Below are 24250 nucleotides of genomic sequence, written 5' to 3'. Positions count from 1 at the left end.
CTCGATTTAGATGTTCTCTTTCGCCCCACCCAACTTTTTTTTTAACTTAAACCACTGGGTTCTCAGTTTCCAAAACTTACTGGTTTTCATCGCTTCAATTTCAAGATGGGCGTGTTCGACTTGAAATTGAAGTTGATGGATGTGGGTGGTTAAGTCGGTTTGAGTGCGTTCAAAATTCTTCGCTTGGCTATCAATTTGAATTTTGAAATCATTCTTGGTTTGTTCGAGTTGTTGTTGGTGCGATCGCCGCAGGTCTTCGAGTTGTCGTTCTAACTCATTTTGGGTTTGTTCGTGGCTGTGTTTGAGACGATCGCATTCTTCTTGGTGCGATCGCTGTAATCTTTCTAGGGTTTGGGTTTCCGCCGCTAAATTACTTTGAGTTACTCGCAGGCGATCGCGCAATTGTTCCAGTTCTAAACTTAAACGATCGTTTTGTTCTCGTTCTTGTTTGAGTTGACTCTCTAACTGCCGACTTTCTCGTTTTACACTGTTCTCGTGACTGGCGATCGCCCTTAATTTTGCCTCAGATTCTGCCAGCAAAGACTCGCAGAACTCTAATTTTACCTGGGTTTGTGCTAATCGTTCTTCGAGATCTTCAACTTTCTCTTCTTCTTTAAGTTTATCGCATTCTATTTCTGCAAAAACATTGGCAAAGTTGCTCGCATATAAGCCGATATGTTTGGCACAAATATAGCGAAACAATTGTTTGCGATTTTCGGGAATATTGCAGCGACTCACCATCGAGTCCGGACGAAAGCGATACTCAAATAAAGCTTCTTCAATGCAAGCAAACTGCCAGCCTTTTTCCGCCGCCCCCAACCAGAAATCCCAATCTTCATAACCCAATTGTTCGGGAATCTGCGAGTCAAAACCGCCACAATCTTGCCAAACGGCTTTGCGGAAAACGGCGCAAGCATCGATATAATTCCCCCGCATCAAGCGATTGATATCGAAGGGAGGAACTTCGCGAATTCCGTTTTCTTCGCCGAAGATTTCCGCCCAACTGTAAACAATGCCAATTTCGGGAGAGTCTTCGAGAATTTCGAGCGATCGCGGGATATATTCCGCTTTAATCCGATTATCCGAATCTAAGGGTAAAATATAGTCCCCGTTCGCCTGTTCGATCGCCAAATTGCGGGCGGCGGCTAATCCTCGATTGTCGCTGTCAATAATTCGATAGCCTTGTTGTTTTAAATAACTCAAGACCTTTTGGGTTTTTTCGTCGGTAGAACCGTCGTTGACGATAACGATTTCCCAGACGGAGTCCTGACAGCTTTCGACGCTGGCGATCGCCTCTAAAAGATATTCTCCTTGATTGAAACAAGGAATAATAACCGAAACTTGAATTTCGAGATCTTGGCGTTCCTCAACCACGGTGATTTTCTTCCCTTTCACGCTTTACCGTTCGCGAATAAATTCACGGATAATTTACTGGCGATCGCCTCTTTAACTTGAAAAACCTTTTCTTTTGCTCTCCAGGTTCGCGACCCTTTGACGGCGGCTAATTCCGCCTCTCTCTGGGCAATATGTACGTGTAATTGCTGTTTCTCTTGTTCCCATTGGTGGGCGATCGCTTGCTGGTGCATTTGCGCTTTTAAGGTGCGATAGTGCAGCAGCATCGCCGATTTTTCCAAGGGGGTTTCTGTCGGCATGGCAACCTGGAAAAAGGGGCTAGGAATATCGGCGTTGCGGTCTAACTCTTGCAACAATTGCTCGTATTCTGGGAGTTGGGTTCGCAGGAGTTGGACGAAAGGATGACCCGGATCGAGTTGTTTAAATAAGTCGGGGTGAAACACCTGTTGAAAGACACGCTGACGATCGCGCCGTTCCAGCTTAAAATTGAGCTTATCTTCTAACAACTCAACTAAGCGTTCCGGCTGTTGCAAAACGGAATTAATATTAAATAAAATGCAGCGATCGCGGTGTTCTTGATAAAATTGAAGTAAGTGGCGGTTGTAATATGCCCAAGCTTTGAGGGCGTAGTCGGGATGTTCGGAAAAAATGGCGCTATTGAGGCGTAAAATGGAATCGGCAACATCCCAAGGCTGGCGATAGACGAATAGGTAGCGCGCTTCTGGTAACAGTTGATGCCAAAAGTCGAGCATTAAAGTGGTGCGCGGATCTTTCCATCCCCAAACGCCATTTTGGGGACGGTTTTCAATCAGCGATCGCGCCTCTAGTTCGTACTTTTTAAATTGGCGGCGATCGAGGGTTTCTTGTTGCGTCCAGCCCCAATCGTGCCATCCCGGATCGGTGCGATCGCAGCTTTTTTGCAAGACCGATCGCTGGAATTCCAGAAAGTCTACATCTTCAAAATACCCTTTTTGATTGAAGCGATCGCCTTCGAGGAGATTGTCTCCGAAATCGACCCCAATCGCTTTAATAAAAGATGCCGTTAGGGAAGTCCCCGAACGGTGCATTCCAGTGACGATCGTCGGCAGCGACATAGGCAATTAATGCAACAATAAACGGGAGAGTAACCCAGTTCGAGAACGGATCGAGCCGAGTGGGAGTTAACGTTCCTTTACAATATCACGGACGGCGTTTGTACGTGGGTGGGCTGCGGGGATTGGCGGACGGGTTGAGGGCGATCGCCTCACGCTTTACCGCCACCCATGAGATAGAGTAAAGCCATGCGAACGGCGACGCCACTGGTAACCTGCTGGGAAATTAAGCTAAATTCCGGATCGTCCATCAAATCCGAACTAATTTCAACGCCGCGATTCGCCGGACCGGGATGGAGAACCTTAACCCCACGATTGCAGGCTTGGAGGCGATCGCGGGTAATCCCGTAACGCTGGTGATATTCGCGCAAACTCGGGAGTAAATGCTGACTCATTCGCTCTTTTTGCAAGCGCAAGGTCATCACGAAATCGGCATTTTCTAACGCGGGTTCGACCTGCCAATGTAACTGTAATTGTCCCGATCGCCCCACGCCAAAATCGGCGAATTCCTGCGGTAACAGCGTCGGGGAACTCGCCAAATGTAATTCCATTCCGGCGATCGCCGTCAAACTCCAAATATTAGAACGGGCCACGCGAGAATGTAAAATATCCCCGACGATCGCGATCTTTTTCCCTTTTAATAATTCTAGACGGGGACGCTCCGGGTCGAGCAAAGAACAGATCGTAAATAAATCGAGTAAGGCTTGAGAAGGATGTTCGTGTTGTCCGTCCCCCGCATTGAGCACCCCGACATTCGACGCCAGACGATCCATCTCGTCGGCAATCGCTTGGGGAACTCCCGCGTCTCGATGACGGATCACCATCAAATCCGTTCCCATCGCCAAATAGGTTTTAGCGGTGTCTAAAATCGTTTCGCCTTTGGTCAGCGACGAACTACTCGCGGCAAAATTTAACGTATCGGCGGAAAGCCGTTTGGCGGCGAGTTCAAAACTGCTGCGGGTTCGCGTCGAAGGTTCAAAAAATAAGTTCGCCACTACCTGACCTTGTAAAGTGGGAACCTTTTTCATCCGTCGCGAGAGAACCTCGCGAAAACTAGCCGCCGTTTGCAGGACTGTATCGTATTCGTCCGGCGTAAAATCCGCCAGTGAAATAATATGGCAGCGAGTCCAAGAGGGGGTAGCCATGCGAGTGATTCAATCCAATCGTTGCTTTAAAAACCAGAGTTTCAAGCTGCTAGCTGGTCTGCTGGCGATCGCCGTGAGTGGTTGCACCCCGCCGCCACTTCCCGAAGAAAGCGAGACGGCGCCGACGGTAACCTCCACCATGCCAGCGCGGCCCGAACCGACCCCGCAGCGCCCAGATCCGTCTACACAGCCGTCTGTCCCGGCGAGGTCGCTTTCTAACAATACCGTGACCGCGACCATCTATAAAGCCGATCCGTTTTGTAAAACCTTGGAACCGCAAACGGTGCAAGTTGCGGCGCAAAATCCGATGGAAGCAGTCGTCGGTAAAATCTTGGAGTCTCCCGGAACCGTAGATTTCGAGTTAGTCGGTTATCGCGTCGCCGTAGACCCCACTACCAAAGTCGCCACGGTGGATTTACGGTTATCTCCCACCTCCCGCCGACAATTTATTTCTTTAGCTAGTTGCGAACAATTTGCCTTATTTGGCAGTTTGAAAAAGACCCTCACCAGTCATCCAGATTGGGCGATCGAATCGGTGGAATTTACCGATCGCGGCAAGGCGATCGAATTTTAGCCAAGAGGAGGAAATCGGGAGGGGGAAATTGAGAATTGCGATCGCCCACCCCCCCGGTAGTGGCGGCATTTTGCCTGCCTCTAACAGGCTTCCCCAAGCTAAACTCTAAATTCTAAACTCTAAATTTTATAAACTCCTCAAAACAATCCTCGATAGCGAATAAACAATAAAATTGCCGCCCAAGACCCCAAAGCGACCTTAAAAGCCACCAAGATATTCAATAACGGAATAATTCCACCACTGAGTAAGGTTCCCATTTCTCCTTCGGGGAGGGCAAAACCGGCTAACGAGATCGCCGCCAACACGATAAACACTAACACCGAGAGTTTTTCCGCGATCGCCGCCCGCCAGCGTCGGTAAATCCCCTCCATCCATTCCGAATTGGACGTAATCGCCACCAAACCGATCGCCGTTCCGCCAGCGACCCCCGCCGCAAAACCGCCACCGGGACTGAGATGACCGCGAATTCCCAATTCGATACTGACTAATGCCGTAATAATTGCCCCCAAACGGGCTAGGACGATCGAGGGTTGGTCTCTAAATTGGTGAATTTCGCTCAACGGTTGTTCGTTGGCGAGTAAAAATTTCGCTCCCATAATGGCGATCGTAAACACGACCACCTCAAAAATCGTATCGTACAAGCGGTTTCTAAAAATAATCCCGGTCACCGCATTGGGAACCCCACTATCGGCGACCACCAACTCGACAATCGAAGGGTCGGGCAACTCCAAAGTTGGATTGGGAATCACCATAAATTTCAAATAAATGGCGACGACAATCCCTAAATAAACCCACTTCATTAGTGTTTCCCTCCTCCATTGCCGTATTCTTCCGGAATCACCAAATGAATTTCACTCGTCAGTTGCTCTTTTTGCATCAATTCGTAAAGTCTTCGCGTCCGGGTTGTCATCACGAAGGGGGCGTCTTCTGTCTCGAACTCTACAGGGGAATTGACCGTTTCCGCGATCGCGTGAATCTCTTTATTTAATAAAGCTTGGTGTAACTCCTCCGACCCGCTATAGGTCACTAACTCCAAGCGTAAGTGATAGGGCGTAAACAGGTTATTTAATTGCGTCCACAGTTTCCCCCACTGGGGATCGCAGCTTTCTCCTTTGACCGCCGATGCTTGCACCCCCAAACGTAGCACCAACGACGATCGCACCGCCACCGCATACAGGGTAATCGCCAACATCGTTCCGACCAAAGCTTCCGTCAGGGCCACGTCCGCCGCCCCCAACGCCGCATACACTAGGGCCGCGACCGACCCCAAAATCCCGCGCAAGATTAACGCATGATAGGGGTTTTGCGATCGTACCAACATCAGCGCCGTCAACGGGAGTAACCCCACAATCGGATAAAGATACGCATCATTCATTGGTTGATACTCCGCCGAGCACAGTAGGCCAAAACATAACCTAAAATCGTATTCCAAATCGCCAAAGACAATAAGGCTAACAGCAATAACGGCAATTCTTTGGGAATCTTTAATAACAGTCCGAACACGATCGCGATCGAACCGAGAATATCCGCCACCGAAAGCGTGTGCAGTTTAAATAACACCGATCGCGGACCGAGTAAAGGCCAGGTTCCCCAAAACCAGAACACCAAGCCGACGACCATACAGAAATAACTCAAAAACTCAACCATAAAACCCCCGTTCCGAGACCTGATTTAACCGTTTGACCACATTCGCCAACAGCATCAACGCTGCATTTCCCACACTGAGAATCAGTACCCCGACGACTCCAATCATCCAATCGTCGCGGAAAACGGAAACCACCAAAACCATAATCGATGTTTTCGTTTGAATGCTCGCAAAAGCTAGCATTTTTTGCCAAATATCATCGGCTTTCCACGCTTCGTAAATAGGGATTAACAAACACAAAAACATCCCGAGAAACAAAATACCATTCATCCGGGCTATCCTCGCTTGATTTTATGAACTTCGTACCAACCATCCTCGTGGTACTTTAAAACAATTGTTTTAGGGGTGAACGTAATTAAGAAAATATCTAAAAAAATCAACCCGGGGGTTCGCCTTGGCTTCACTCGTTCTAAGGTGACTTCCTCTTGTACGTGAGGACTGACCATCATTTGCAAGGCTTCCCAATAAGCTTGGGGGACGGCGATGATAATTTCCCAAAATACCCGCAACCAATCGGTTAACGCGCTTGGGGTCTTATGCAATCCGGGTAACAGAAAACAGACCGCAATCCCGATAAAAATATTGGCCGGACTCAAATCGCTGGTGAGTAAAAACCAAATTGCCAATCGTAAGGTTAAGTTGAGATAGCCAATCATGCGAACACCGTCCAAAACAGTAGAACTAAAATCGCGCTCATTACCCCAATTAGATGCTCGAATTTCTCCAACACTCTCGGTAATTGAAACTTAAGCGGTTTGACCATAACAAAATACGCCAGCCACGCGACGGCGATCGCTCCCACCGCTTTTAACATATTGGGTAAAGTATAAGCAGGCCAATAGAATATATTGCCGAGCAGTAGAGCGCAAATGAGAAAACTGGCCACCCATTTCAATCCCGGCTTGATGCCTTCTCCTTGACGTTTGTGGGGCAGAAAGATAAATTTTGCAAAAATCAAAGCCGTTCCTACCGAAGCCACATTCATGACCATTTCTTGCCAAGATCCGAGGCTTTTTAGGGTCAGCGCCTTGGCGGAAAATCCTATCCACAACGGAAAGCCCGACATGGACAAACTGCCGAGAATGAGAGGAATCCACAGGGACGTATGCATCGGCTTTTCTTGGAGTTCGTCTAAATTTCGGCTCGGTAAAGAACCGCTCATTAAAAACAACAGAGACTTGACTAAGCCGTGGCCTAAAGCGTACATCCCCGCCGCCGCCGGGGCCACCATCAGCCAGCCCAACTGCGAAATCGTACTCGATGCCAAAATGCGTTTGCTATCTTTTTCAAAAAGAGCGTAAATCACGCCAAAAAAGGCGGTCGCCATTCCTAAAAGTTGCAGGGTTGGCGTCAGTTCTTCCATTAATAACCCACAGCGTAACAGGGGAAAGACCCCTGTTTTAACCACGACTCCCGACAACATGGCGGAAACGGGGGTTTCCGATTCGGAGTGGGTTAAGGGCAACCACAATCCGGATAGAAAAATTCCTCCTTTGGTTAACAGTCCTAAAAAGATTAAGGCGATGGCTTCGGGAGGGGAGTTAATTAATCCGGTAAAGGCAAAAGAGTTGTTGGCTTGATAAACTAAAACGGCGCCGACGAGATAAAATAACATCGCCGTGTTGCTGATAAAGAGGTAGCGCAAGGCGACCCAAATCGAGCGATTGGTTTTGGGATAGGAGACTAATAAAAAAGCGGCGATGCCAATGACTTCTAAGGCGACGTACAAACTCATGAAGTCCGCACAGATAAAGACCGCATTGATGCTGCCGTGCAGAATAATGGCCTGACTGTAGAAAAAGGCGCTTTTTTGTTGAAAAATGCAGTACCCTAAAACCGCCGCCGTGACTAAGGCGTTGGTGAGAATGAAATAGCCGCTAAGTTGGTCGAGGAGGAGGGTGACCCCGAAGTGGTCTAACAGTACGATTTCCCGCAAGGTCTGGTCTAACAAGACTTGCACCCCGTAGCCGCCGGAGAGCAAAACCATCCCGAACGCGAGATAGCGATCGAGTTTGGGGAGTAGGTAAATGGTTAAACCGACGAAGAGAGAGAGGGTAATCCAGGCAATGGTCAGAACAGTCATGGCGTGTTGTCTTGTTCGATGCGATCGGTTTCTAAGGTGGGATTGTCGTGAGCGAGTTTCATCGCACCGACGAGCATTAATGCCTGAATGGAAAAGCCAATGACAATGGCGGTGAGGATGACGGCTTGAGGGACGGGGTCGGCATATTGGACGTCGTTTTCCGGGTTGAGAATGGGGGTGCCAAATCCGAGACGGGAGGCGATGACCGTGTAGTAGGCGATCACTCCGGTACTCATGACGTCCATTGAAATAATTTTCATTAACAAGTTGTGTTTAAAAATAATGCCGATAAATCCGACAAAAACGGTGGCTAAAACGCAGGCTTCTAACACGATGGTTATGGGTGACTGAGGTCTTAAAGGGTATTTAAGTGTGTTAGAATCAATTTAGCACGATTTTATAGTGTTACAACAATACGGCACTATAAAAAAATTATTGTGCAAGGCTTAAAGATCGCTGATATGTAGAATCGCAAATATTAATGCGGTAGTGGAAACTGAAGCATGGTAGTACCGACAAGCCGTGAAACCGGGCTGATGACGAGTCAGTCGGAGTGGTCTGTTTTGGAGTTGTTTGGGCGGCAGGCTCAATTTCAACAAATTACTCACACCCTGGCGAATCGCCGCGATTTATTGATTGCGGGAGTACCGGGGAGCGGTCGCCGAACTTTAGTGAGACGAGCGGCGGAGGAAGTGGGAGCGAAAGTGATGGAGGTCGATTGTATCCGAGCGACGGACGGCCAGCGATTCGTTCAACTTCTATGTGAGGGTATTTCCCAAGGTGCGAACAGTCCGGAGGCGATCGCCTTTATCGAGGCGTGGACGAACTCCGAGGCATCCCAATGGTTTCAGTTTCACCCGCAGCTCCCGCGCAAGTTTTCTCTGAAGCGTCAGCCTGTTCTCACTTCGGAACAACTCTGGCAGGCGTATAAAATTTTATTGCAACTGCCCCAACAGTTGGCGGTGGCGATGGACCGTCAAGTGATTCTGATTTTCCAGGGGTTTCCCTACATTCGCGCCTGGGATCGGACGGCGAAATGGGAAAGCTGTTTGCAGGAGGCGATACGGCAAAGCCGTCGCTGCGCGAACGCCCGTCATACGGCAGCCAATTACGTGTTAGTGGCGACCCTGGCGGAAAGTTGCAGCGTTCGGGAGGAACACCAGAACTTAGAAACGGTCTGCCTGACCCCCCTCGCCGATGACGTGGTGGCGGCGTGGGCGCAGGAAGTCCTGCACGAAGTCGGCTTGAGTTTCGACCCGACTTCGCGCGCCTTAGAAGAATTCCTCAACGCCGTTCAAGGTCACATCGGCGATGCGTCGATGGTGGTGCGCCGCTTGCGCCAACGGCGACCGGAACGGGGGCGCTTGGACGAAGCGGCGATCGCGGAAACCTTACAAGACCTGCTCGCCGACTTGTCCAATATCTTTGAATCCCTGCTCGTCCTGCTGCCAGCCTCCCAAGTCCAACTGCTCGAATCCCTCGCCCTCGACCCGACGGACAAACCGCAAAGCCGCGAATACATCCAAAAACACCATCTTTCTCGCGGCGGTTCCTTGCAAGGGGCGATCGCCGGACTCCAGCACAAAGGGCTGATCTACGGCGCCGATCTCGGCTACCGTCTGGCCTTACCCTTATTCGCCCTCTGGATCCGGCAACGCTTGGCTTAAAGCCCCGAGTTACGCCTTCGCTTCCACCAATTTCTCGCCCTTGAGCATCCGTCCCGCCGCTTCGAGTAAGGATTCTTCCAAATACGGCTTGGTAAAGTAACCACTGGCGCCCATCGAAACCGCCATTTGTCGGTGTTTGTCGGCACCGCGCGAAGTCAGCATGGCGATCGGCAGCGAAGACAATTGCGGGTCTTTCTGCATCCGCGAGAGCAGTTCCAACCCGTCCATGCGCGGCATTTCGATATCGCAGAACACGATATCGCAGGGCAAACCGGAACGCATTTTCTCCCAGGCTTCCTGTCCGTCCCGGGCTTGTTCCACCCGATATCCGGCCTTATTAAACGTCATCGATAACAGTTCGCGCACCGTAATCGAGTCATCGACGATCAACACTGTCGGTTCGGTCGATTCGACCACCGATTCCGGTTGACCTTCCGCCTCGCTGTCATCCCACAAACTGCTCGAACTTTCGCGGCGCAGACGTCCTGCAGACAATTCGATCAATTCGAGAACGTCCGCGATCGCGACGATCCGACCGTCCCCCATCACCGTCGCCCCAGCAACTCCCACGGGTTTGGGAACCGGACCTTCGAGCTGTTTGATCACGATTTCCTGTTCGCCCAACACCTGATCCACTTGCAGGGCGAGATAATTCCCGGCACTGCGCAAGACGACGACCGAAATAATATCGTCCTCCGCATTACTGCCGTAGACATTCCCGCGACTGAGGTGACGGTTGTAAATGAGGAGTTCGCGCAAGTGGCGGAACGGCAACATCGTATCGCGCCAGGGGATAAACGTTAGGTCGTTATCCCGGGTTTGGATGCGATCGCGCGGGACGTCGAGCATATCTTCGACCCCATCCATCGGGAAGGCAATCCGGGCGCGATCGCTGATGCAGCACAGCGCCTTAGAAATACTCAACGTCAGAGGCAAGCGGATCGTAAACGTCGTCCCTTTACCCAGATTCGAGTCGATGCTGACCGCACCGCGAATTTCGCTCAAGCGAGTCCGCACCACGTCCATCCCGACCCCCCGTCCGGCGAGGTCGTCGGCTTGTTCTTTGGTCGTGAATCCCGGCATGAACAGCAAGTCGTAAACGTCGATGCGCGACATCGTTTTCGCGATCTCCGGCGTAATCAGTTTTCTCTGTAACGCCTTAGCTTTCACTTTTTCCGGATCGATCCCGGCGCCGTCGTCGGAAACGGAAATCACGGTTTGGTTCCCTTGGTGGAAGGCACGAATCGTAATCCTGCCGACGGCAGCTTTATTGCGCCGTTCCCGTTCGTCGGGGGTTTCGATCCCGTGGGCGAGGGCGTTGTTGACCAAGTGGGTCATCGGGTCGTAAAGCTGTTCGAGAATCATTTTATCGATCAGAGTCTCGCGACCCTCGACTTGCAATTCGACCTGTTTGCCAAATTTGATCGCGTTGTCGCGCACCCCGCGCGGTAGGCGGTCGGCGGTTTGGCTGAACGGCACCATGCGGGCTCGGGTCAGCCCTTCTTGGAGTTGGTTGGTGACTTGTCGCAGTTGGCGGGTCACCTGTTCGGTTTCATCGACTAGGAATTCGATATCGGAGGCGGATTCGCGAACCCGGACGATCAGTTCGATGATGTCTTGGGAAAGGGTATGGAACGGGGTAAACCGATCCATTTCTAAGGCGTTCCAGTTATTGTCAGAACCGCGATCGTCGTTGTCGTGATTGGCTCCGGCAAAGTGGTAACTTTGGCGGCTGGCGAGCAAGGAGATTTCGAGCAGCGATCGCTCGTACAGGTCTTGCATCCGTTGGCCGACATCGGAAAGCTGTTGCACCTGATGCACCATATTATCCAGGAACTGGCGCATCCGTTCTTGGTCTTGTTCGAGGCTGTTGCGGTTGACGACCAACTCCCCGACCAGGTTGGTGAGGTTGTCGAGTTGGCGGACGGGAACCCGCATGGTCTGCTCGAAAGCCCGGGTGCGCGGGGTCAACTGCCGTCCGCCGCCGCCGCCCCCATGCGGACTCATGACTTCCGATCCGGCGAGCAGTTCGTCGAGGTCGGCGAAATCGTCGGTTTCGGCGCTGGTTTGGCTGGCGCTGCGGCTGGCTGCCGGAGCGGTTTGAGCGGGTCGGGCCGAGGCGGCGGCGGTGTCGCGATCGCCCGTCTCTCCAGCGCTGGGGGTCGGTTCGAGTAAGCTGGCTAATTGGTCGAAGCTTTCGACGGGCGGGCCGTAGTTTAACAGCACCTCTAAGTCGGCAAAGGGGCGATTCTTCTCCCCAGATGCTACCCTCCCGCCGCTCTGCGGCGCCTGGGTGGCGGCGGGGGCACTCGGTTCTTCGTCCGCTAAGAGGGCTTCGAGGTCTTCTAATTCGGAATCGCTCAGCACGGAGGTTCCGGTTTCCGAGCTGTCGAGGTCGCCGCCGAGGGGTTCGAGGTCGCCGAATAAGGCGTCAAAGTCGTCCTCGTCGCTGGCGAGCGGGCTTTCGGCGGCGGGTTCCTCGCCGAAGTCGAGGAGCTCGTCGAAGGATGCGCCCTCGTCGCTCTCTTCGCCGAACAAATCGGCTTCCAAGCTCGATTCGGCGGATTCGGCCCCGGAGAAATCGAGGAATTCGTCGAAGTCGTCTCCCTCGCTGGCGAGTTCGGGAAAGTCGAAATCGTCGCTCGCGGCTTCCGGAGGGGCGATCGCGGCGGCGTCTTCACCACTCGGTTCGGCGGTGTCCTCGAAAATTAGTTCTTCGGGGATGTCGTCTTCGGGAATCGAATCGAACAAGCCGTCGAGGGCGGTAAATCCTTCGCTCGGAGCACCACTGGCGTCGTCGGCAGTGGCGTCTTCATCTTCAAAGTTTAACCAGTCTTCGCTGCTGTCGCTGCTGTCGCTGGCGCCCTCGTCGAATAAGGCAGCCCCCCCTTCGCCGAACAGTTCGGCTAAGTCGCCGTCTTCCTCGGCGGCTGGGGCTTCGGGGGCGGCTGGGGACGGACTCAAGTCGATCGCCTCGGCACCGGGTTCGCCAAACAGGGATTCTAGGTCTTCGGTATCGGCGGAGCCGTCGCGAACCCTGGCGGCGGGTTCTACGCTGTTGGTGAAGGCGTCGTCATTGTCGTTGCCAATTTCGAGTAAGTCGCTGAAGTCGCTGTCTTCGCTATCGAAAAAGAGGGGTTCTTCTTCGTCCTCTAGTTCTAATGGAGGCGCTGACGGTTCGGGGATCGGGGCGTTCTCAGCTCTGGGTTCGGGTTCGAGTTCGAGGGTTTCGGGGGGGGTTTGCTCGCTCGATTGCTCCCAGAGGGATTCCCAATCGTCTTCGCTATCGTCGAAGAGTTCTTCGAGATCGTTGAGTTCGGTGGTGGGACTCTCGGCGTTCGGCACTGGGGAGGGGGTTTCGGGGTCGTTGCTTTCGTCGCCGCCGAAGAGGGCATCGAAATCGTCGCTATCGTCCACCTGGGGTTCGTTCGTGTCCGTCAGGTGGCTCTCGTCGAGGTCTAAGAAGTTTTCGCCGAATAAGCTGGTGAGGTCGTCGTTGTCGGCGTTGGCGTCGGCGGGCGTTCGCGCAGCGTCTCCGGAGGAGAGTCGCTCCGAGGGACTCGATTCGCTGGCGCCGGGATGACCTTTGAATTCGGATAAAAGGTCGTCGAAGTCTTCAAAGTCGTTGTTGAGGAAGTCGTCGGACGGCAGGATCGTGGAGTCGCTCGGTTCCGTCGAGGCGGCTTCGTTGAGGACTTCTTCGGATTCCCAACGGTCGTCGAGTTCGGGGGATTCGCCCTCAAATAAATCGGCGAGGCTGTTGAGTTCGGCAGAACCGACTTCCGGACCGTCTTGGAAGGTCGGTTTTTGGCCGTGGGTTCGGTCGCGTCCGGAATGGTTGTTGTCGCGATCGCGGCTGCCGTGGGACTCGCTACGGGAAGACGCATCCTGATTTGACATCGTTTTTTGCCTCCTGGATTCTGACGGGATCGGGGGGTTGCCATCGGGAGCGGCCATCGGACTCGCTGGGGACCCTCGGTCGCGATCGCGTTCGCCGGAAAACACGGGGAATGCGGCACTCGGGTCGTCCGGGAGCAAGTCTTGCAAGCTGGGGCTGACGGCGATCGCCTCGGCCCGTCCGGCTAAGACGAGTTCTTGGGCTTGTTTGATCTCTTTGATCGTGACGGTGGCTAAGGCGTGAAAGGTTTTTTGAGGGTTGGCGATCGCCCGACTGACGGTTTGGACTAAATGGCACCATTCGGGTAAGTCGAATTGTTCTCCGGCTTGGATTAAGTTGCGACAAATGGCTTGCAGGTGTTCTCGGATTTCCGGTTCGTCGGTTTGTTTGAACAGGTGCAACATCTCGCGCAAGCGGGCCGGAACGTCGCTTCTGAAGATCAGTTCTTTGGCACTGTCTTCTTGGGGAACGGTAATGTCGTCTTGAGTTTCGGTGATTTCTTCTTCGACCCGGGGGGCGGCAGCGCTGGCTCGGCTTGGCTTGGCTTTCGGACGGGGGCTAGTTTGGACTAATTCTCCCACGTGGGTGGTCAGTTCGGCGATCGTCGGTTCGACTTGTGCGGCGACGGCGAGGGCGCGATCGTCGTCCATTTCGATCCCTTCTTCGGCCAATTCGACGAGGGCTTTGAGGGCGTCGAAGACGTGCAGGAACATCGACTCCAGATCGCGATCGATGGCGATGCGAACCTCTTGGAGTTGTTTGAAGCAATCTTCGAGTTTGTGACTGGCGTGCTGGATTGGCGACAGTCCGAGCATGGCGGCGCCGCCTTTGATCGAGTGGGCGGCCCGGAACACTTCGTTGAGCCATTCGGGATCTTCGATCGTTTTGGGCAGTTGAAGCAAGCCCTGTTCGATCGTATTGAGGTGGTCTTTGGCCTCCTCAATGAAATAGCCCATGATTCTTTGTTGTTCCGGCTGCATAGCTCGCGTTCTCTTCGCTTTAGGACGGGATCTCCCTCAGTTCATCTAGACCGGACGGGGGCGGCGGCCTGTGGTTCGTGTTCTCGGTTGCGGGCGCATCGGAAAAGACGGTCGGATCGGGCGGTCGTGCTTCATGGTCGTGCCCGACGGGGTGTTTGGCCGCGATCGGTCGGGAGTGGGCGTAGGGCGCGGCGATCGCCCGGAGAACCGTTCCGGCGGGCGGGCAGCCCGAACCCGAACGTGGGGTCGCTCGAACCCGAAGATCGTTGCGTCTCTCCTTGAGGGCGATCGCCACTCGGGGGTCGAGACCGGAACCCACCTGCATTATAACGAGAGGGGCGCTGTAGCGATCGGTTCGCGGCGGCGATCGCTCCCGTCTTTAGCGGCGTTCGACGGTTTCGACCCGGAAGCGTTCCACGGAGGTGAGCAAGTCGCGGGCGACGCCGACCAAGTTTTGCAGGGAAACGGAGACCCGTTGGGCTTCCTGGGAGGTTTCTTGGGCGGTCAATTCCACCGCCTGCATCACCTGGGCGACCGAGCGCGAGGTTTCCGTCTGCTCCACCGTATCGGCGGTAATCGATCGCACCAACACGTCGATCCGGTTGGTCACCTGAATGATATTTTCCAGGGCGCGCTTGGCTTGTTCGGCCCGTTTGGTCCCTTCGATCACCTGTTGGGTGCCTTCTTCCATCGCCATCATCACCGCCCCGGTCTCGCTTTGGATCTGCATGACGATCTGTTCGATTTCTTTGAGGGCTTTGGCAGATCGGTCGGCCAACTGGCGCACTTCGTCGGCGACGATCGCGAACCCGCGTCCCGCTTCTCCGGCCCGGGCCGCTTCGATACTGGCGTTGAGGGCGAGTAAGTTCGTCCGCGAAGCGATCGAAGAAATCACGGCGACGATCTTGGAAATTTCTTGAGACGATTCCGCCAATCGCTTGACTTTTCGCGTCGTTTCTGCTACCGTCTCGCGCACTTCCAAAATCCCGACCACGGTTTGTTCCACCGCTTCCCCCCCTTTGAGGGCCGTCGCCGACGCCGAACGGGCCACGTCTTCCGCCTCCCGGGCGCTGTCGGCCACCCGTTGGATCGATTTGGTCATTTCCTGCACGGAATTGAGGGTCGCCGCCAGTTCTTCCGCTTGGCGCAAGGCGTCCGACGACAAGCTGCGGGCGAACGATTCGCTATCCGTCGCCCCTCGGGTCACCTGCCGGGCCGCTAACTTCACCTGCAAGACAATCTCGCGCAAGTTCTGAATCGTCAAGTTGAACGAGTCCGCCACGGCGCCGAGGACGTCGGCGGTCACTTCCGCCTGCACGGTGAGGTCGCCGCGCGCCGCCCCTTCCACGTCGTCGAGCAAGCGGATCACCTGACGTTGCAAGTCTTCCCGGGCTTGTTCTTGTTCTTCGGCTTTGCGTTGGGCTTCCCCGGTGGTGGTGTAGATCACCCGGGCCATCTGGTTGAACTTGTGCGCCAGTTGGCCGAATTCATCTTCGGAAAACACCGTCGCCCGCGCGCTCAAGTTCCCCTGGGACACCGCATCGAATTGGGATTGCAGGTCGTCGGTGGAGCGGCGGATCTGACGGGCGCTGACATTGCCGAAGGCGTAGGTGCTGACGATCCCCGCCACTCCCGCAGCCAGAACCATGGCCGGGTCTTTGACCACGCGCGGCCACTGACCGCGAGCGGCAGCGTAGCTCATCGAGGCGGCGGCGATCGCCGAAATTGCCCCGGTCATCAAGCCGACCCACATGTGTTTTTTCGACAGGTTCGCCGTTTCCAAGAACCCGAGCATTCCCGGGTCGGTGTTGACGCTACTCGGTTCTGGCGGGCTTTCGGTCTGGGCGAAGGCGGGAACTTGCTGCGCGCTCCCGGCAATGCTGAAAATCTCGTCGTCGCGAATGATCGAGCCGTCGGTATCTTCCGGCATCGCATAGGCGCGATCGAGATCGCCGAGACCCATACTACCGTCGTCGATCCCAAAACCTCCAGTGGTCGAACCGCTCGTATCGTCGGAAAAGTCGAACTCGGGCAAATTGCCCAAATCCAAATCGTTAAAATCTTCAAATTCGTCTAGGAACGCGCCGCCATTGCCCTCGCCGAGGCCCTCGCCCTCGATCGCCTCCTCCTCGTCGAAGTCGGCTCCCATGCCTCCACCGGGTTCGCCACTGCTAAAGGCATCGTCAAAATCGTCGAAATCGAAGCTGTCCTGGTAGCCGTTGCCCGAGGGTTCGGAGACGAAAGTTTGAGTTTCGTAGTTTTCGTAGTCTTCTTCCGGCGTCGTGGCCGGGGGAGGCGCGAAGCTGCCGGGGCTTTGGCCGCCGGAGGTCGGGGAGGAGTGCATTTCCGGAAAACTGGCGGGGCGATCGCCCATCAACAAGGTCGCGTCTTCCGTCGGTGGCGCCGTCCCTTCCGGCGGAAATGCCTCTTCGACCTCGTCGAACACGTCGAGACTCTCGTCGGCCATTTGCGACAGGCTCGGCTGGCTTTGCGGGGCGCTCCACGACTCGTCTTCCTCCGTCCCCTCGATTGCCTCGGTGCGATCGCTAAAAGCATCGTCAAAATCGGCAAACGGCTTGTCGAGATCCTCTAAATCGAGGTCTTCTGCATTCTCGAACGCCGCAAAGGGCGACGAACTCGGACTGGCCATCGGATCGCCCATTAAATCGGGCATTTCCCCCTCTTCGGGCAGGAAATCGGGCAGGTCGGAGGCCAGAGGATCGTTCCAGTTAGCCTGTTCTGCTTCGGCGAGTAACTCTTCGTCGGCGGCAAACGGATCGGGGATTTCCGTCCCTTCGGCCCCCTGCGCCCTTCCCTCTCGGTCTTCGTCGAGGGCGACCGTATCGCTGAAGGGATTCTCGGCCAAGTCTTCGGCGTCCGAGGGGCTGCGATCTTCGTTGAGGTCGGTATCGAGGTCTTCAAAGTCCAAACCGCCGAGATCGAAGGCGTCGCCGTAGTCCGACTCCGCCAAATCGAGATCTTCTCCCTCGATACCGGGAAGGTCTTCGTAAGCGGCAGTTTGTTCGTCTTCCTGGGGGTATTCCGTCGCGCCGCCGTCAAAGGCGATGTCATCTTCTAGGAGGTTTTCGGTTTCGTCGTCGGGTTCGTAATGCTCCCCGTTGGCGTACTGACGGATGTAGTCCATCCCCTGAAAAGCTTGTTCGAGATACGCCGGGTCGTCGGTGAGCGTTTGAACCCCTTCGTACTGCTGCAAGGCCACGTCGTACATTTGCAAACCGTAGCCGTAAATATGTCCGGCAAGCAGGCGGGCGCTCGGATCTTCGGGATATTCTTCGACGAGTTGATTGACGATGGTAGCGGCTTGCTCGTAGTTATTGTTGTTGTAGGCGTTTAATGCCCGTTCGTATTCTTGTTGATAATCCGTCGTACCTGATGCCATTTGCCTCCTCCTGCCGATGTAGGGAGAACCCCTAGAGCATTTGCCCTGTCAATGCCGTTTCCCTACAGGTTCGTGACTGTTGATCTGCAAGGGCGATGACGGGGGGATCCCCATCCCTGGATGGCCGTCCACCTGGCGGCACGATCTCATGCGGCCCATCGGGCCGATCGCAAAATTGCGTTACTATCGAGCAATCGTAAAACTTTTTCCCCATTTTCGCCGGATACCCATTCCCCCCGCAGGAAAGGAGCCATACTGTCTGGAACGTTGGTGGGAAGCAGCACTTGCTCGACATCCAACCAGTCCATGCCGACAATTTTATCTACTGCTAACCCCAGTATAGTGTCTTGATCTTCCACGGCAATGATGGGAATCTCCGGTCTGTCGGTGTTGAGGGATGACGGATCTCCGAGAAACTGACCGAGGTCGGCCACCCAAATCACCCGCCCCCGAACGTTTAAGGTACCCAGGAGCAAGGGAGAGACGTTGGGAATGGGGGTCACCCATTCCGGGGACGACGCGATCACTTCGTGAATTCCAGTTGCCGGAAGGGCAAACTCGTTCCCTGAAGGCACGTAAAATCTCAAGTGTAACTCGCCTTCGGGACTTTCGAGTTCTTGGATTTCCGGTGCCTGATCCATCCCGATTCCGGTGAGAAAATCCGGATTGCCCACCATAGTCGATCACCCCTCAACCTCTGAGTAGTTGTTTGACCGTCCCGACCAGTTCGGTGGGTTGGAACGGTTTGGCAATATAGGCGTCCGCGCCTTGTTTCATGCCCCAATAGCGATCGAATTCCTCCCCTTTGGAAGAACACATCACGACGGGAACATTTTGTGTTTTTGGATCGGCTTTGAGACGCCTGCATACTTCGTAACCGTTCATGCGGGGCATGACGATATCGAGAACGACCAGGTCGGGACATTTATCCTGGATCTGCTCTAATGCTTCGACGCCATCCGTGGCCACGCTAACATTTAATCCACTCCCCTTGAGGAGGTTTGAGATCATCTCCCGTTGCGTGACGCTGTCTTCCACAACCAGAACTGTACTCATAACTTCCTACCTGCTTTCGCTGGCTCAAATGGTGATTGGGACAGTCTATCCCCCGCCTGGATTCGGCTCGGTTGCCCTTGCTGGAAAACCCGAATTCGGGTGCCAGAAAAGAGAGCAAAATTCTAGGGGGAGCTAAACCGATTGCTCGACGGCTAGTTTTGACAGTAGAACTAGAAATAATCACTATTATATGGGTACTGTCTAACGCTGAAGATAGCAGATTTGACCCCCTATCGCGAAGGAAGTCGTGATTTTCCGGTGAAACCGGGGCGTCGTTTACTGCGGTATGCTTTGACGGGGTGCCACCACTCCCCGGAGCGCGACGGTACTGACGGCGGCGGCGATCGCCTCGAATGGCCGTTCCCATTTCCCCAGCCACTCCCCCAGACCCGACTCGGCTCGAACCCACGTCCGGCGCCTTCACTCCCTTGCCCGATCGCGGCGGATATGGCTCGATATTCAGCTAACTTTAGTCTACCGCGTCGGCTCGGAAATCTGGGGGCGATCGCCCCCATTATCGTCCTCGGGATGGGGGGAGGGTCAAAGTTCCCCTTCGAGGGCGTCGGCTAACAAACTTTCCGGTTCGGGATGTTCCGGGTCCCCCGGGCCGATATATTTTTCGACGAGCATGAGCAGTTCACTTTCGCCAAAAGGTTTGGTCAGGTAGTCGGTCGAACCGATCATGCGGGCTTTGACGCGGTCGATAAAGCCATCTTTTCCGGTGAGCATGATAATCGGCGTTTGGCGGAAGGCGGAGGAACGGCGCAACATGGCGCAGATTTCATAGCCGTCGAGTTCGGGCATGGTAATATCGCACAAAATTAAATCCGGTTTGAGCTGAAATACCAAACTCAAGGCTTTGAGCGGATTGACGATCGCCGTCACTTCGTAGCCGTGTTCGTGGAGCATGTACTCTACGGTTTTGCCGACGGTGAGGTCGTCGTCGATACAAACGACTCGGGGCACTTGGGCGACGGCGGGCAGTTCCAGTTCGCGTTTGGGCGGCGTCGCCACGTCGGATTCGGGATAAAACAACTGCACCAAACCGAGTTGGACGAAGGGATAAATCGCGCGGGCGACGGTCAAAATATCCCGATTCAAGTAGCGCGACATTTGACGCAGGTTCGTTTTGCCGTCGGCCCATCGGCTGAGGTTGTTAAAGGTATTTTCCGGTAACGCTTCTCGCATTTGCACCGGATCGGAAATGGCGGGGCATTGATTGGGAGATTGAATGTGGGGGTGAAATTGCTTCCACTCTTGCACCTGTTTCATGATTTTGGTGACTAACGAGCCGATTTCTAAGGTCGTCAGTTGGGGGGCCAGGGCCGGGCCCATCTCGAAGATAAAGGAACCGTGATGGAGGCTCAACAGGTCGAAGAGGGTTTCGCGAACCATGCCCTGGATGATACTGCGCCCTTGGGCTGGGGTGAGGACGTGATTTTCGAGTAAGGCCCACAAGTATCCGTATTCGAGGGCGTTGGTTGAAGAAATATAAGGGGCTTGGGTCGTATCTAGGGCGTTTTCGAGGTTGTAGCGACGCAAGTAGTCGCGCAAACGGGCTAAGCTGATGTCGCTATCGGCGGCGTAGATCATTTGACCGTTGCTAAAAAAGACGAACCAGGATTGTTCGGGGGGGCGCGATCGCTCGGGATAGCGAGGGCGATCGCCCCCGGGATGGGCAAAACGAGGATCTCCCCCACCCGCAGGACTGGCGTAGGCTTCGACAAAGAGTTCTCCGGTTCGCTGTCCGAGTTCAATCAGTTGCAGGATGCTGCGAATATCGATTTCATTTAAATTTCCCTGCATGCCGCTAACATTTTCTCCTTAAAACCATTTCCATCTGACCGGACGAGAGCAGCTACCTGTCAGCCTTGACTTAGGAGCGGTTCGAGGGTCAGCACTCGCTTCTTCGGCGATCGCCTCGCAACGGTCACCGACGCGCAAGCCGATGACGATCTAACTCTATATTCCTATTCAAAGCTCTGGGCCGCAAAATTGGTATGAGTTTTGCTATGAGTTGCCGCAAATTCCTCGGCGCTTCGTCGGCGGTTCCGGTGGGGCGACTGGCACGGTGGGGGACTGATAAAATAATTTGGACGTCGGTTCGAGTTCTCAAGCCCGTGGCTTTCTAACTGGAACCCGCCCCACTGGCGCCCTCGACTTTGGCCGGGGTGGCGATCGCCGTCGCGGTCCGTTCCTCGGTCAAGGCGCGATCGCCCCCCAAGCCGCAAAAGTAAGCGAGCGATGACATCCGATAGCGCCACCACCTCACTCGGGATTCCCCCCCGGAGTGCCACTGGGGGTTGTCGCCAATCAGATTTCCATCGATCGCCAATGCAAAATAAAAGCAAACTCATCGCAGTGTTTCCCTGAATTAGGTTTAATTTATGATGGACTTAACGACGGGGATAACTGACGTTCACAGTTGGGCATAGACACTCAAGAGGAAGATCGGTGTGCTGTATCTAGCGGAAGTACAAAAAAAGAGCGGAGTTTTTGGTGGGGGTAAGGCCGAACTCAAACTCCTAGCTTGTCAGCGAGGCGAGCAGAGTTGGTCTGCCATCCCCGGGGAAGACATCGTCCCAGCCGATGAAGCTAGCAATTTTAACGCTGGCGTCCTGGTTTTAGCCGAGCTGACGGCGAGCAAGCAGGTCCAGCGCGTCCAAGAGGCGGGCCGTCAATTGGTGACGATCTTGCAAAACTTCTCCCGCCAGCAAGAAAAATATAAGACTAAAGAAGAAGAAATCGAGCAGTGGATGCAGTCGCTGACGTTCCAAAGTCAGGAACTCAATCGCCGCGAAATGGAAATGCAAACGCGCGAGGAGGAACTGACGCAACTGCAACAGGAGGCGGAAGGTCTCGAATCTCGACGGGATGAAATCAACAGCGCCCGCGAGGAGGCCGATCGCCTGCGCGAGGAAATCACTCAAAAACAACAGGAACTCGATGCGGCGTGGGAACAACTGCGCGCGGAAAAAGAAGGCTTGGAAGCCCAGCAACAAGACCTCTCGCAAGCGGTTAAACTCGATGACGAGCAGGCCAATCATATCCGCGAACTGCTCGATTACCTCTCGCAAACAGGTATATCGACCGAAGCGCTGCAAGCACAAGTCAATGTTTCGTTTGAAACGATTTCGGCGTGGCAGTCGGCGTTTGACGAACACTGGCAGCACGTGGAGCAACAGCGATCTCAGGCCCAGCAGTTGCAAGAGGATATCGATCGCCAGGCGGGGGAAGTTGAAAATCGCGATCGCGACTGGCACGAGGCTCAAAAGCAGTTACAACAAACGATCGCCGACCTTCAAGCTCGCGAACGCGCGTTGAGTCTCAAGCAAGAATATGCCGATTCGATGCGCTCGAACCTCGAACGCCAACAGCAGTTGCACCAGCAGTTGTTTCAAATGGCCGATACGTCGGAACAGGTGAGTATCGGCGATAAGGTCGATGTGGAAGCTTTGGAAAAAATGCCCTTGGAGGAATTGCAAGGGGTGGTCCAAAATCTCCAACAAGACCTCGATAAGATTTTTCAGTTCGTGAACGGGCAAGAAGAGGAGTTGCGCCTCCAACAAGATACCATTGACGAACTTCAACAAAAATTAAATCAAGGGGGGGGCGATCGCTCGGCTCTCGAAAGCGAACTCGCCGACGAGCGAGAAGCCTATCAAATGCTCAACGAAACTCTCGTCGGTCAGCGCCGCAATCTCCGGGAACGTCAGGAAATTCTCAGCCAACATCAAGGGGTGTTGGCCCGCCGTTTGGGTCACGCCGACGGTTCCAATCCCGGCCAAAAGTTGGCCCTCGGTCCGATTTTGGGACAGATGGAAGAGCAACAAGAGCAACTTCGTCAACAACTTGAGGCTCTCGATCTCGAAATTTCTCAGTTACAAGACGAGATCGGCCAAACTCGCGGGGAGATCGACGGCAAAAATCAGGAACTCAACCGCCAGCAGGAGGAAATTCGCTCGTCTCAACAGGGGTTGCTCGAACGCCGCCAGCAGGTGGCCCAGATGTGGGGCCGGGTCAATATCTTGGAGGAGGTGTTGCAACCGAGTCAAGATCGACTCAATACTCTCAAAGCCAAGCTCGAAGAGCTTTCCGGTTCCCTCGGTCAACTCCAAGAAGGGGAAAGCCACCAAGAACAGGCGATCTCCCAAATGCGCGAAGCCTTGAGCGGTTTGATCGGTGGCGAGTCTCAAGGGGAATTAGCTGCTTCCTAGGTCGGGGGGTGGTGGATTTCGATCCACTCTCCCGACACTCGGGCGATCGCCCCTCCCGGAAAGGGATCGCTACAGGTGCCGTTGGGGGCGTCGATTAGGGCGATCGCGGCCTCGATCCGCTCGAAGTTGGGCGATCGCTCGGCCCATTGCTCCCACCACTGCCGCATCACCCGCCGTTGCAAGGCTAACGGACAATCGCGCAACTTTTCCCGATTGAGTGCCGTTTTGACCGAAGGGGACTTGACTTTTTCCGTATATTGTGGTAAGCAACACTGCAGCCATTGCGCCGCGACGGCTTCGAGATATTCGACCTCGGCGCGCAGGAGTTCGGCAGTTTGGGCGCAATGGCGTTCGACTTGCGGGTTGAAGTGAGAGGCTAAATAGGGCAGCAGCTCGTGACGGATGCGGTTGCGAGTATATTTTAAGTCGTGATTGGTCGCGTCTTGCCAAATGGGAAGCGCGAACCGATCGCAAAACTCAGCCGTTTGCGATCGCGTCACCGCCAAAAGCGGGCGAACGAGCACAATTTCTGGAGATAAAGGGCGTTTCCAGGTCAGCGCTTGCAAGCCATCGGCTCCCGTGCCGCGTAACAGGTTAAATAGTAAAGTTTCCGCGCGATCGCTCGCCGTATGTCCCGTGGCGATCGCCCCAAACCCATCCTTGCAGGCGATCCGTTCTAAAACACGATAGCGCCAACTCCGAGCCGCCGCTTCCGTCTCCACAGGCGATCGGGCCGTTTCCAGATAAAACGGAAGATCCATCCGTGCGGCGAGTCGTCCCACGTGAACCGCATTCTCAGCCGAATCCGGGCGCCATCGGTGATCGCAATGGGCGATCGCGAGATCCCAATTCCATTTCGGCTGTAAATCGCGCAACAGTTGCAGCAAACACAAAGAATCCTGACCGCCAGACACTGCAATCAACAGGCGATCGTTGCGTCCGACCAGTTGCCGCGATCGTAACGTTGTATGGATGTGGGCGTGTAGGGGCGTCCAGGGGGACATGGGGGATTTTGGACTTTGGATTTGGGATTTTAGATTGGGGAAATCGGGAATGGGGAGAAGGTAGCACTCATCTGCCCCCCACAGAGATTCCGACTCCCCACTTGCCAAAAAAAGGGGCGAATCAACCTCGCCCCAGA

22 protein-coding genes are annotated in these 24250 nt (G+C 54.4%); 4 read left to right on the top strand and 18 right to left on the bottom strand.

What is annotated here, in order from left to right; all coding sequences use genetic code 11:
• Positions 1–6: 6 nt before the first annotated feature.
• The 4 genes from HCG48_RS10385 to HCG48_RS10370 form a co-directional block, all read right to left on the bottom strand.
• Entirely contained in the window at positions 7–1395 is a 1389-nt protein-coding gene (locus tag HCG48_RS10385; protein WP_246260021.1) for a glycosyltransferase family 2 protein, read from the bottom strand.
• Positions 1392–2447 carry a sulfotransferase family protein gene (locus HCG48_RS10380; RefSeq protein ID WP_168569100.1) on the bottom strand — a complete coding sequence of 352 codons (1056 nt, stop codon included), beginning with the start codon at positions 2445–2447 and terminating at the stop codon, positions 1392–1394. The genes HCG48_RS10385 and HCG48_RS10380 overlap by 4 nt, the downstream gene beginning before the upstream one ends.
• 149 nt (positions 2448–2596) lie before the next feature.
• Entirely contained in the window at positions 2597–3589 is a 993-nt protein-coding gene (locus HCG48_RS10375; protein ID WP_168569099.1) for an aspartate carbamoyltransferase catalytic subunit, read from the bottom strand.
• Between the two features lie 9 nt (positions 3590–3598).
• Positions 3599–3829 (bottom strand): hypothetical protein, encoded by a 231-nt coding sequence (locus HCG48_RS10370; RefSeq protein WP_168569098.1) that lies wholly within the window; start codon positions 3827–3829, stop codon positions 3599–3601.
• Between HCG48_RS10370 and HCG48_RS10365 the strand changes: the two genes are divergently transcribed.
• Positions 3816–4163, top strand: a complete 348-nt coding sequence (locus HCG48_RS10365) for a hypothetical protein (RefSeq protein ID WP_168569097.1) — start codon at positions 3816–3818, stop codon at positions 4161–4163. The two genes, HCG48_RS10370 and HCG48_RS10365, sit on opposite strands and share 14 nt — an antisense overlap.
• A 137-nt stretch (positions 4164–4300) precedes the next feature.
• On the opposite strand, the gene HCG48_RS10360 is transcribed toward HCG48_RS10365, so the two are convergent.
• Genes HCG48_RS10360 through HCG48_RS10330 form a run of 7 tightly spaced genes read right to left on the bottom strand, consistent with a single transcriptional unit; the run spans position 4301 to position 8223 of the window.
• The gene (locus tag HCG48_RS10360) at positions 4301–4963 is read right to left on the bottom strand and encodes a Na(+)/H(+) antiporter subunit B (protein ID WP_168569096.1); all 663 of its coding nucleotides are present in this window, start codon (positions 4961–4963) and stop codon (positions 4301–4303) included.
• Positions 4963–5538: a DUF4040 domain-containing protein gene (locus HCG48_RS10355; protein WP_168569095.1), complete on the bottom strand. Its 576-nt coding sequence runs from the start codon at positions 5536–5538 to the stop codon at positions 4963–4965. Before HCG48_RS10355 ends, HCG48_RS10360 begins: the two co-directional genes overlap by 1 nt.
• Positions 5535–5810: a monovalent cation/H(+) antiporter subunit G gene (locus HCG48_RS10350; protein ID WP_168569094.1), complete on the bottom strand. Its 276-nt coding sequence runs from the start codon at positions 5808–5810 to the stop codon at positions 5535–5537. Before HCG48_RS10350 ends, HCG48_RS10355 begins: the two co-directional genes overlap by 4 nt.
• On the bottom strand, positions 5803–6078 hold the full coding sequence (locus tag HCG48_RS10345) for a hypothetical protein (protein ID WP_168569093.1): 276 nt from the start codon (positions 6076–6078) through the stop codon (positions 5803–5805). Before HCG48_RS10345 ends, HCG48_RS10350 begins: the two co-directional genes overlap by 8 nt.
• A gap of 5 nt (positions 6079–6083) precedes the next feature.
• Entirely contained in the window at positions 6084–6464 is a 381-nt protein-coding gene (locus HCG48_RS10340; protein ID WP_168569092.1) for a Na+/H+ antiporter subunit E, read from the bottom strand.
• Positions 6461–7891, bottom strand: coding sequence for a cation:proton antiporter (locus tag HCG48_RS10335; protein WP_168569091.1), 1431 nt, complete (start codon positions 7889–7891; stop codon positions 6461–6463). Before HCG48_RS10335 ends, HCG48_RS10340 begins: the two co-directional genes overlap by 4 nt.
• The gene (locus tag HCG48_RS10330; RefSeq protein ID WP_168569090.1) at positions 7888–8223 is read right to left on the bottom strand and encodes a cation:proton antiporter subunit C; all 336 of its coding nucleotides are present in this window, start codon (positions 8221–8223) and stop codon (positions 7888–7890) included. The genes HCG48_RS10335 and HCG48_RS10330 overlap by 4 nt, the downstream gene beginning before the upstream one ends.
• A gap of 171 nt (positions 8224–8394) precedes the next feature.
• On the opposite strand from HCG48_RS10330, the gene HCG48_RS10325 reads away from it, so the two are divergent.
• Entirely contained in the window at positions 8395–9558 is a 1164-nt protein-coding gene (locus HCG48_RS10325) for a P-loop NTPase family protein (protein WP_246260019.1), read from the top strand.
• 9 nt (positions 9559–9567) lie between these two features.
• Here the strand turns inward: HCG48_RS10325 and HCG48_RS10320 are convergent, their stop codons facing one another.
• The 4 genes from HCG48_RS10320 to HCG48_RS10305 all read right to left on the bottom strand — a co-directional run bounded on the left by HCG48_RS10320 (position 9568) and on the right by HCG48_RS10305 (position 18892).
• Positions 9568–14436: a response regulator gene (locus HCG48_RS10320; protein WP_168569089.1), complete on the bottom strand. Its 4869-nt coding sequence runs from the start codon at positions 14434–14436 to the stop codon at positions 9568–9570.
• A gap of 379 nt (positions 14437–14815) precedes the next feature.
• The gene (locus HCG48_RS10315; RefSeq protein WP_168569088.1) at positions 14816–17836 is read right to left on the bottom strand and encodes a methyl-accepting chemotaxis protein; all 3021 of its coding nucleotides are present in this window, start codon (positions 17834–17836) and stop codon (positions 14816–14818) included.
• A 146-nt stretch (positions 17837–17982) separates the two neighbouring features.
• Positions 17983–18513 (bottom strand): chemotaxis protein CheW, encoded by a 531-nt coding sequence (locus HCG48_RS10310; protein ID WP_168569087.1) that lies wholly within the window; start codon positions 18511–18513, stop codon positions 17983–17985.
• Positions 18514–18526: 13 nt separating this feature from the next.
• Entirely contained in the window at positions 18527–18892 is a 366-nt protein-coding gene (locus HCG48_RS10305; protein WP_168569086.1) for a response regulator transcription factor, read from the bottom strand.
• 222 nt (positions 18893–19114) lie between these two features.
• Here HCG48_RS10305 and HCG48_RS10300 point away from each other — a divergent pair, with 222 nt between their 5' ends.
• Positions 19115–19462: a hypothetical protein gene (locus HCG48_RS10300; RefSeq protein WP_168569085.1), complete on the top strand. Its 348-nt coding sequence runs from the start codon at positions 19115–19117 to the stop codon at positions 19460–19462.
• Here HCG48_RS10300 and HCG48_RS10295 read toward each other — a convergent pair.
• Together HCG48_RS10295 and HCG48_RS10290 are read right to left on the bottom strand one after the other, a co-directional pair.
• Complete coding sequence (locus HCG48_RS10295) at positions 19433–20698, bottom strand: response regulator (RefSeq protein ID WP_168569084.1); 1266 nt, start codon at positions 20696–20698, stop codon at positions 19433–19435. The two genes, HCG48_RS10300 and HCG48_RS10295, sit on opposite strands and share 30 nt — an antisense overlap.
• 322 nt (positions 20699–21020) lie before the next feature.
• Positions 21021–21164 carry a hypothetical protein gene (locus HCG48_RS10290; protein WP_168569083.1) on the bottom strand — a complete coding sequence of 48 codons (144 nt, stop codon included), beginning with the start codon at positions 21162–21164 and terminating at the stop codon, positions 21021–21023.
• Between the two features lie 184 nt (positions 21165–21348).
• Here HCG48_RS10290 and hmpF point away from each other — a divergent pair, with 184 nt between their 5' ends.
• Complete coding sequence (gene hmpF, locus HCG48_RS10285; RefSeq protein ID WP_168569082.1) at positions 21349–23109, top strand: pilus motility taxis protein HmpF; 1761 nt, start codon at positions 21349–21351, stop codon at positions 23107–23109.
• On the opposite strand, the gene tilS is transcribed toward hmpF, so the two are convergent.
• Positions 23106–24113, bottom strand: a complete 1008-nt coding sequence (tilS, locus tag HCG48_RS10280; protein WP_168569081.1) for a tRNA lysidine(34) synthetase TilS — start codon at positions 24111–24113, stop codon at positions 23106–23108. The genes hmpF and tilS overlap by 4 nt on opposite strands.
• Between the last annotated feature and the right edge of the window lie 137 nt (positions 24114–24250).

This window comes from Oxynema aestuarii AP17, from assembly GCF_012295525.1.
GTDB lineage: Bacteria > Cyanobacteriota > Cyanobacteriia > Cyanobacteriales > Laspinemataceae > Oxynema > Oxynema aestuarii.
The sequence above is the reverse complement of the archived record's forward strand: the minus strand, read 5'-3'. Positions and strand labels throughout refer to the sequence as shown.

Bases quoted from the DNA above. Each gene is read 5' to 3' on its own strand.
- HCG48_RS10380 (WP_168569100.1), bottom strand. From the start codon at position 2,447: ATGTCGCTGCCGACGATCGTCACTGGAATGCACCGTTCGGGGACTTCC.
- HCG48_RS10355 (WP_168569095.1), bottom strand. From the start codon at position 5,538: ATGAATGATGCGTATCTTTATCCGATTGTGGGGTTACTCCCGTTGACG.
- HCG48_RS10340 (WP_168569092.1), bottom strand. From the start codon at position 6,464: ATGATTGGCTATCTCAACTTAACCTTACGATTGGCAATTTGGTTTTTA.
- HCG48_RS10335 (WP_168569091.1), bottom strand. From the start codon at position 7,891: ATGACTGTTCTGACCATTGCCTGGATTACCCTCTCTCTCTTCGTCGGT.
- HCG48_RS10310 (WP_168569087.1), bottom strand. From the start codon at position 18,513: ATGGTGGGCAATCCGGATTTTCTCACCGGAATCGGGATGGATCAGGCA.
- HCG48_RS10315 (WP_168569088.1), bottom strand. From the start codon at position 17,836: ATGGCATCAGGTACGACGGATTATCAACAAGAATACGAACGGGCATTA.
- HCG48_RS10370 (WP_168569098.1), bottom strand. From the start codon at position 3,829: ATGGTCGCGGTCACGGTATTGTTAGAAAGCGACCTCGCCGGGACAGAC.
- HCG48_RS10320 (WP_168569089.1), bottom strand. From the start codon at position 14,436: ATGCAGCCGGAACAACAAAGAATCATGGGCTATTTCATTGAGGAGGCC.
- HCG48_RS10325 (WP_246260019.1), top strand. From the start codon at position 8,395: ATGGTAGTACCGACAAGCCGTGAAACCGGGCTGATGACGAGTCAGTCG.
- HCG48_RS10305 (WP_168569086.1), bottom strand. From the start codon at position 18,892: ATGAGTACAGTTCTGGTTGTGGAAGACAGCGTCACGCAACGGGAGATG.
- tilS (WP_168569081.1), bottom strand. From the start codon at position 24,113: ATGTCCCCCTGGACGCCCCTACACGCCCACATCCATACAACGTTACGA.
- HCG48_RS10295 (WP_168569084.1), bottom strand. From the start codon at position 20,698: ATGCAGGGAAATTTAAATGAAATCGATATTCGCAGCATCCTGCAACTG.
- HCG48_RS10375 (WP_168569099.1), bottom strand. From the start codon at position 3,589: ATGGCTACCCCCTCTTGGACTCGCTGCCATATTATTTCACTGGCGGAT.
- HCG48_RS10345 (WP_168569093.1), bottom strand. From the start codon at position 6,078: ATGAATGGTATTTTGTTTCTCGGGATGTTTTTGTGTTTGTTAATCCCT.
- HCG48_RS10350 (WP_168569094.1), bottom strand. From the start codon at position 5,810: ATGGTTGAGTTTTTGAGTTATTTCTGTATGGTCGTCGGCTTGGTGTTC.
- HCG48_RS10360 (WP_168569096.1), bottom strand. From the start codon at position 4,963: ATGAAGTGGGTTTATTTAGGGATTGTCGTCGCCATTTATTTGAAATTT.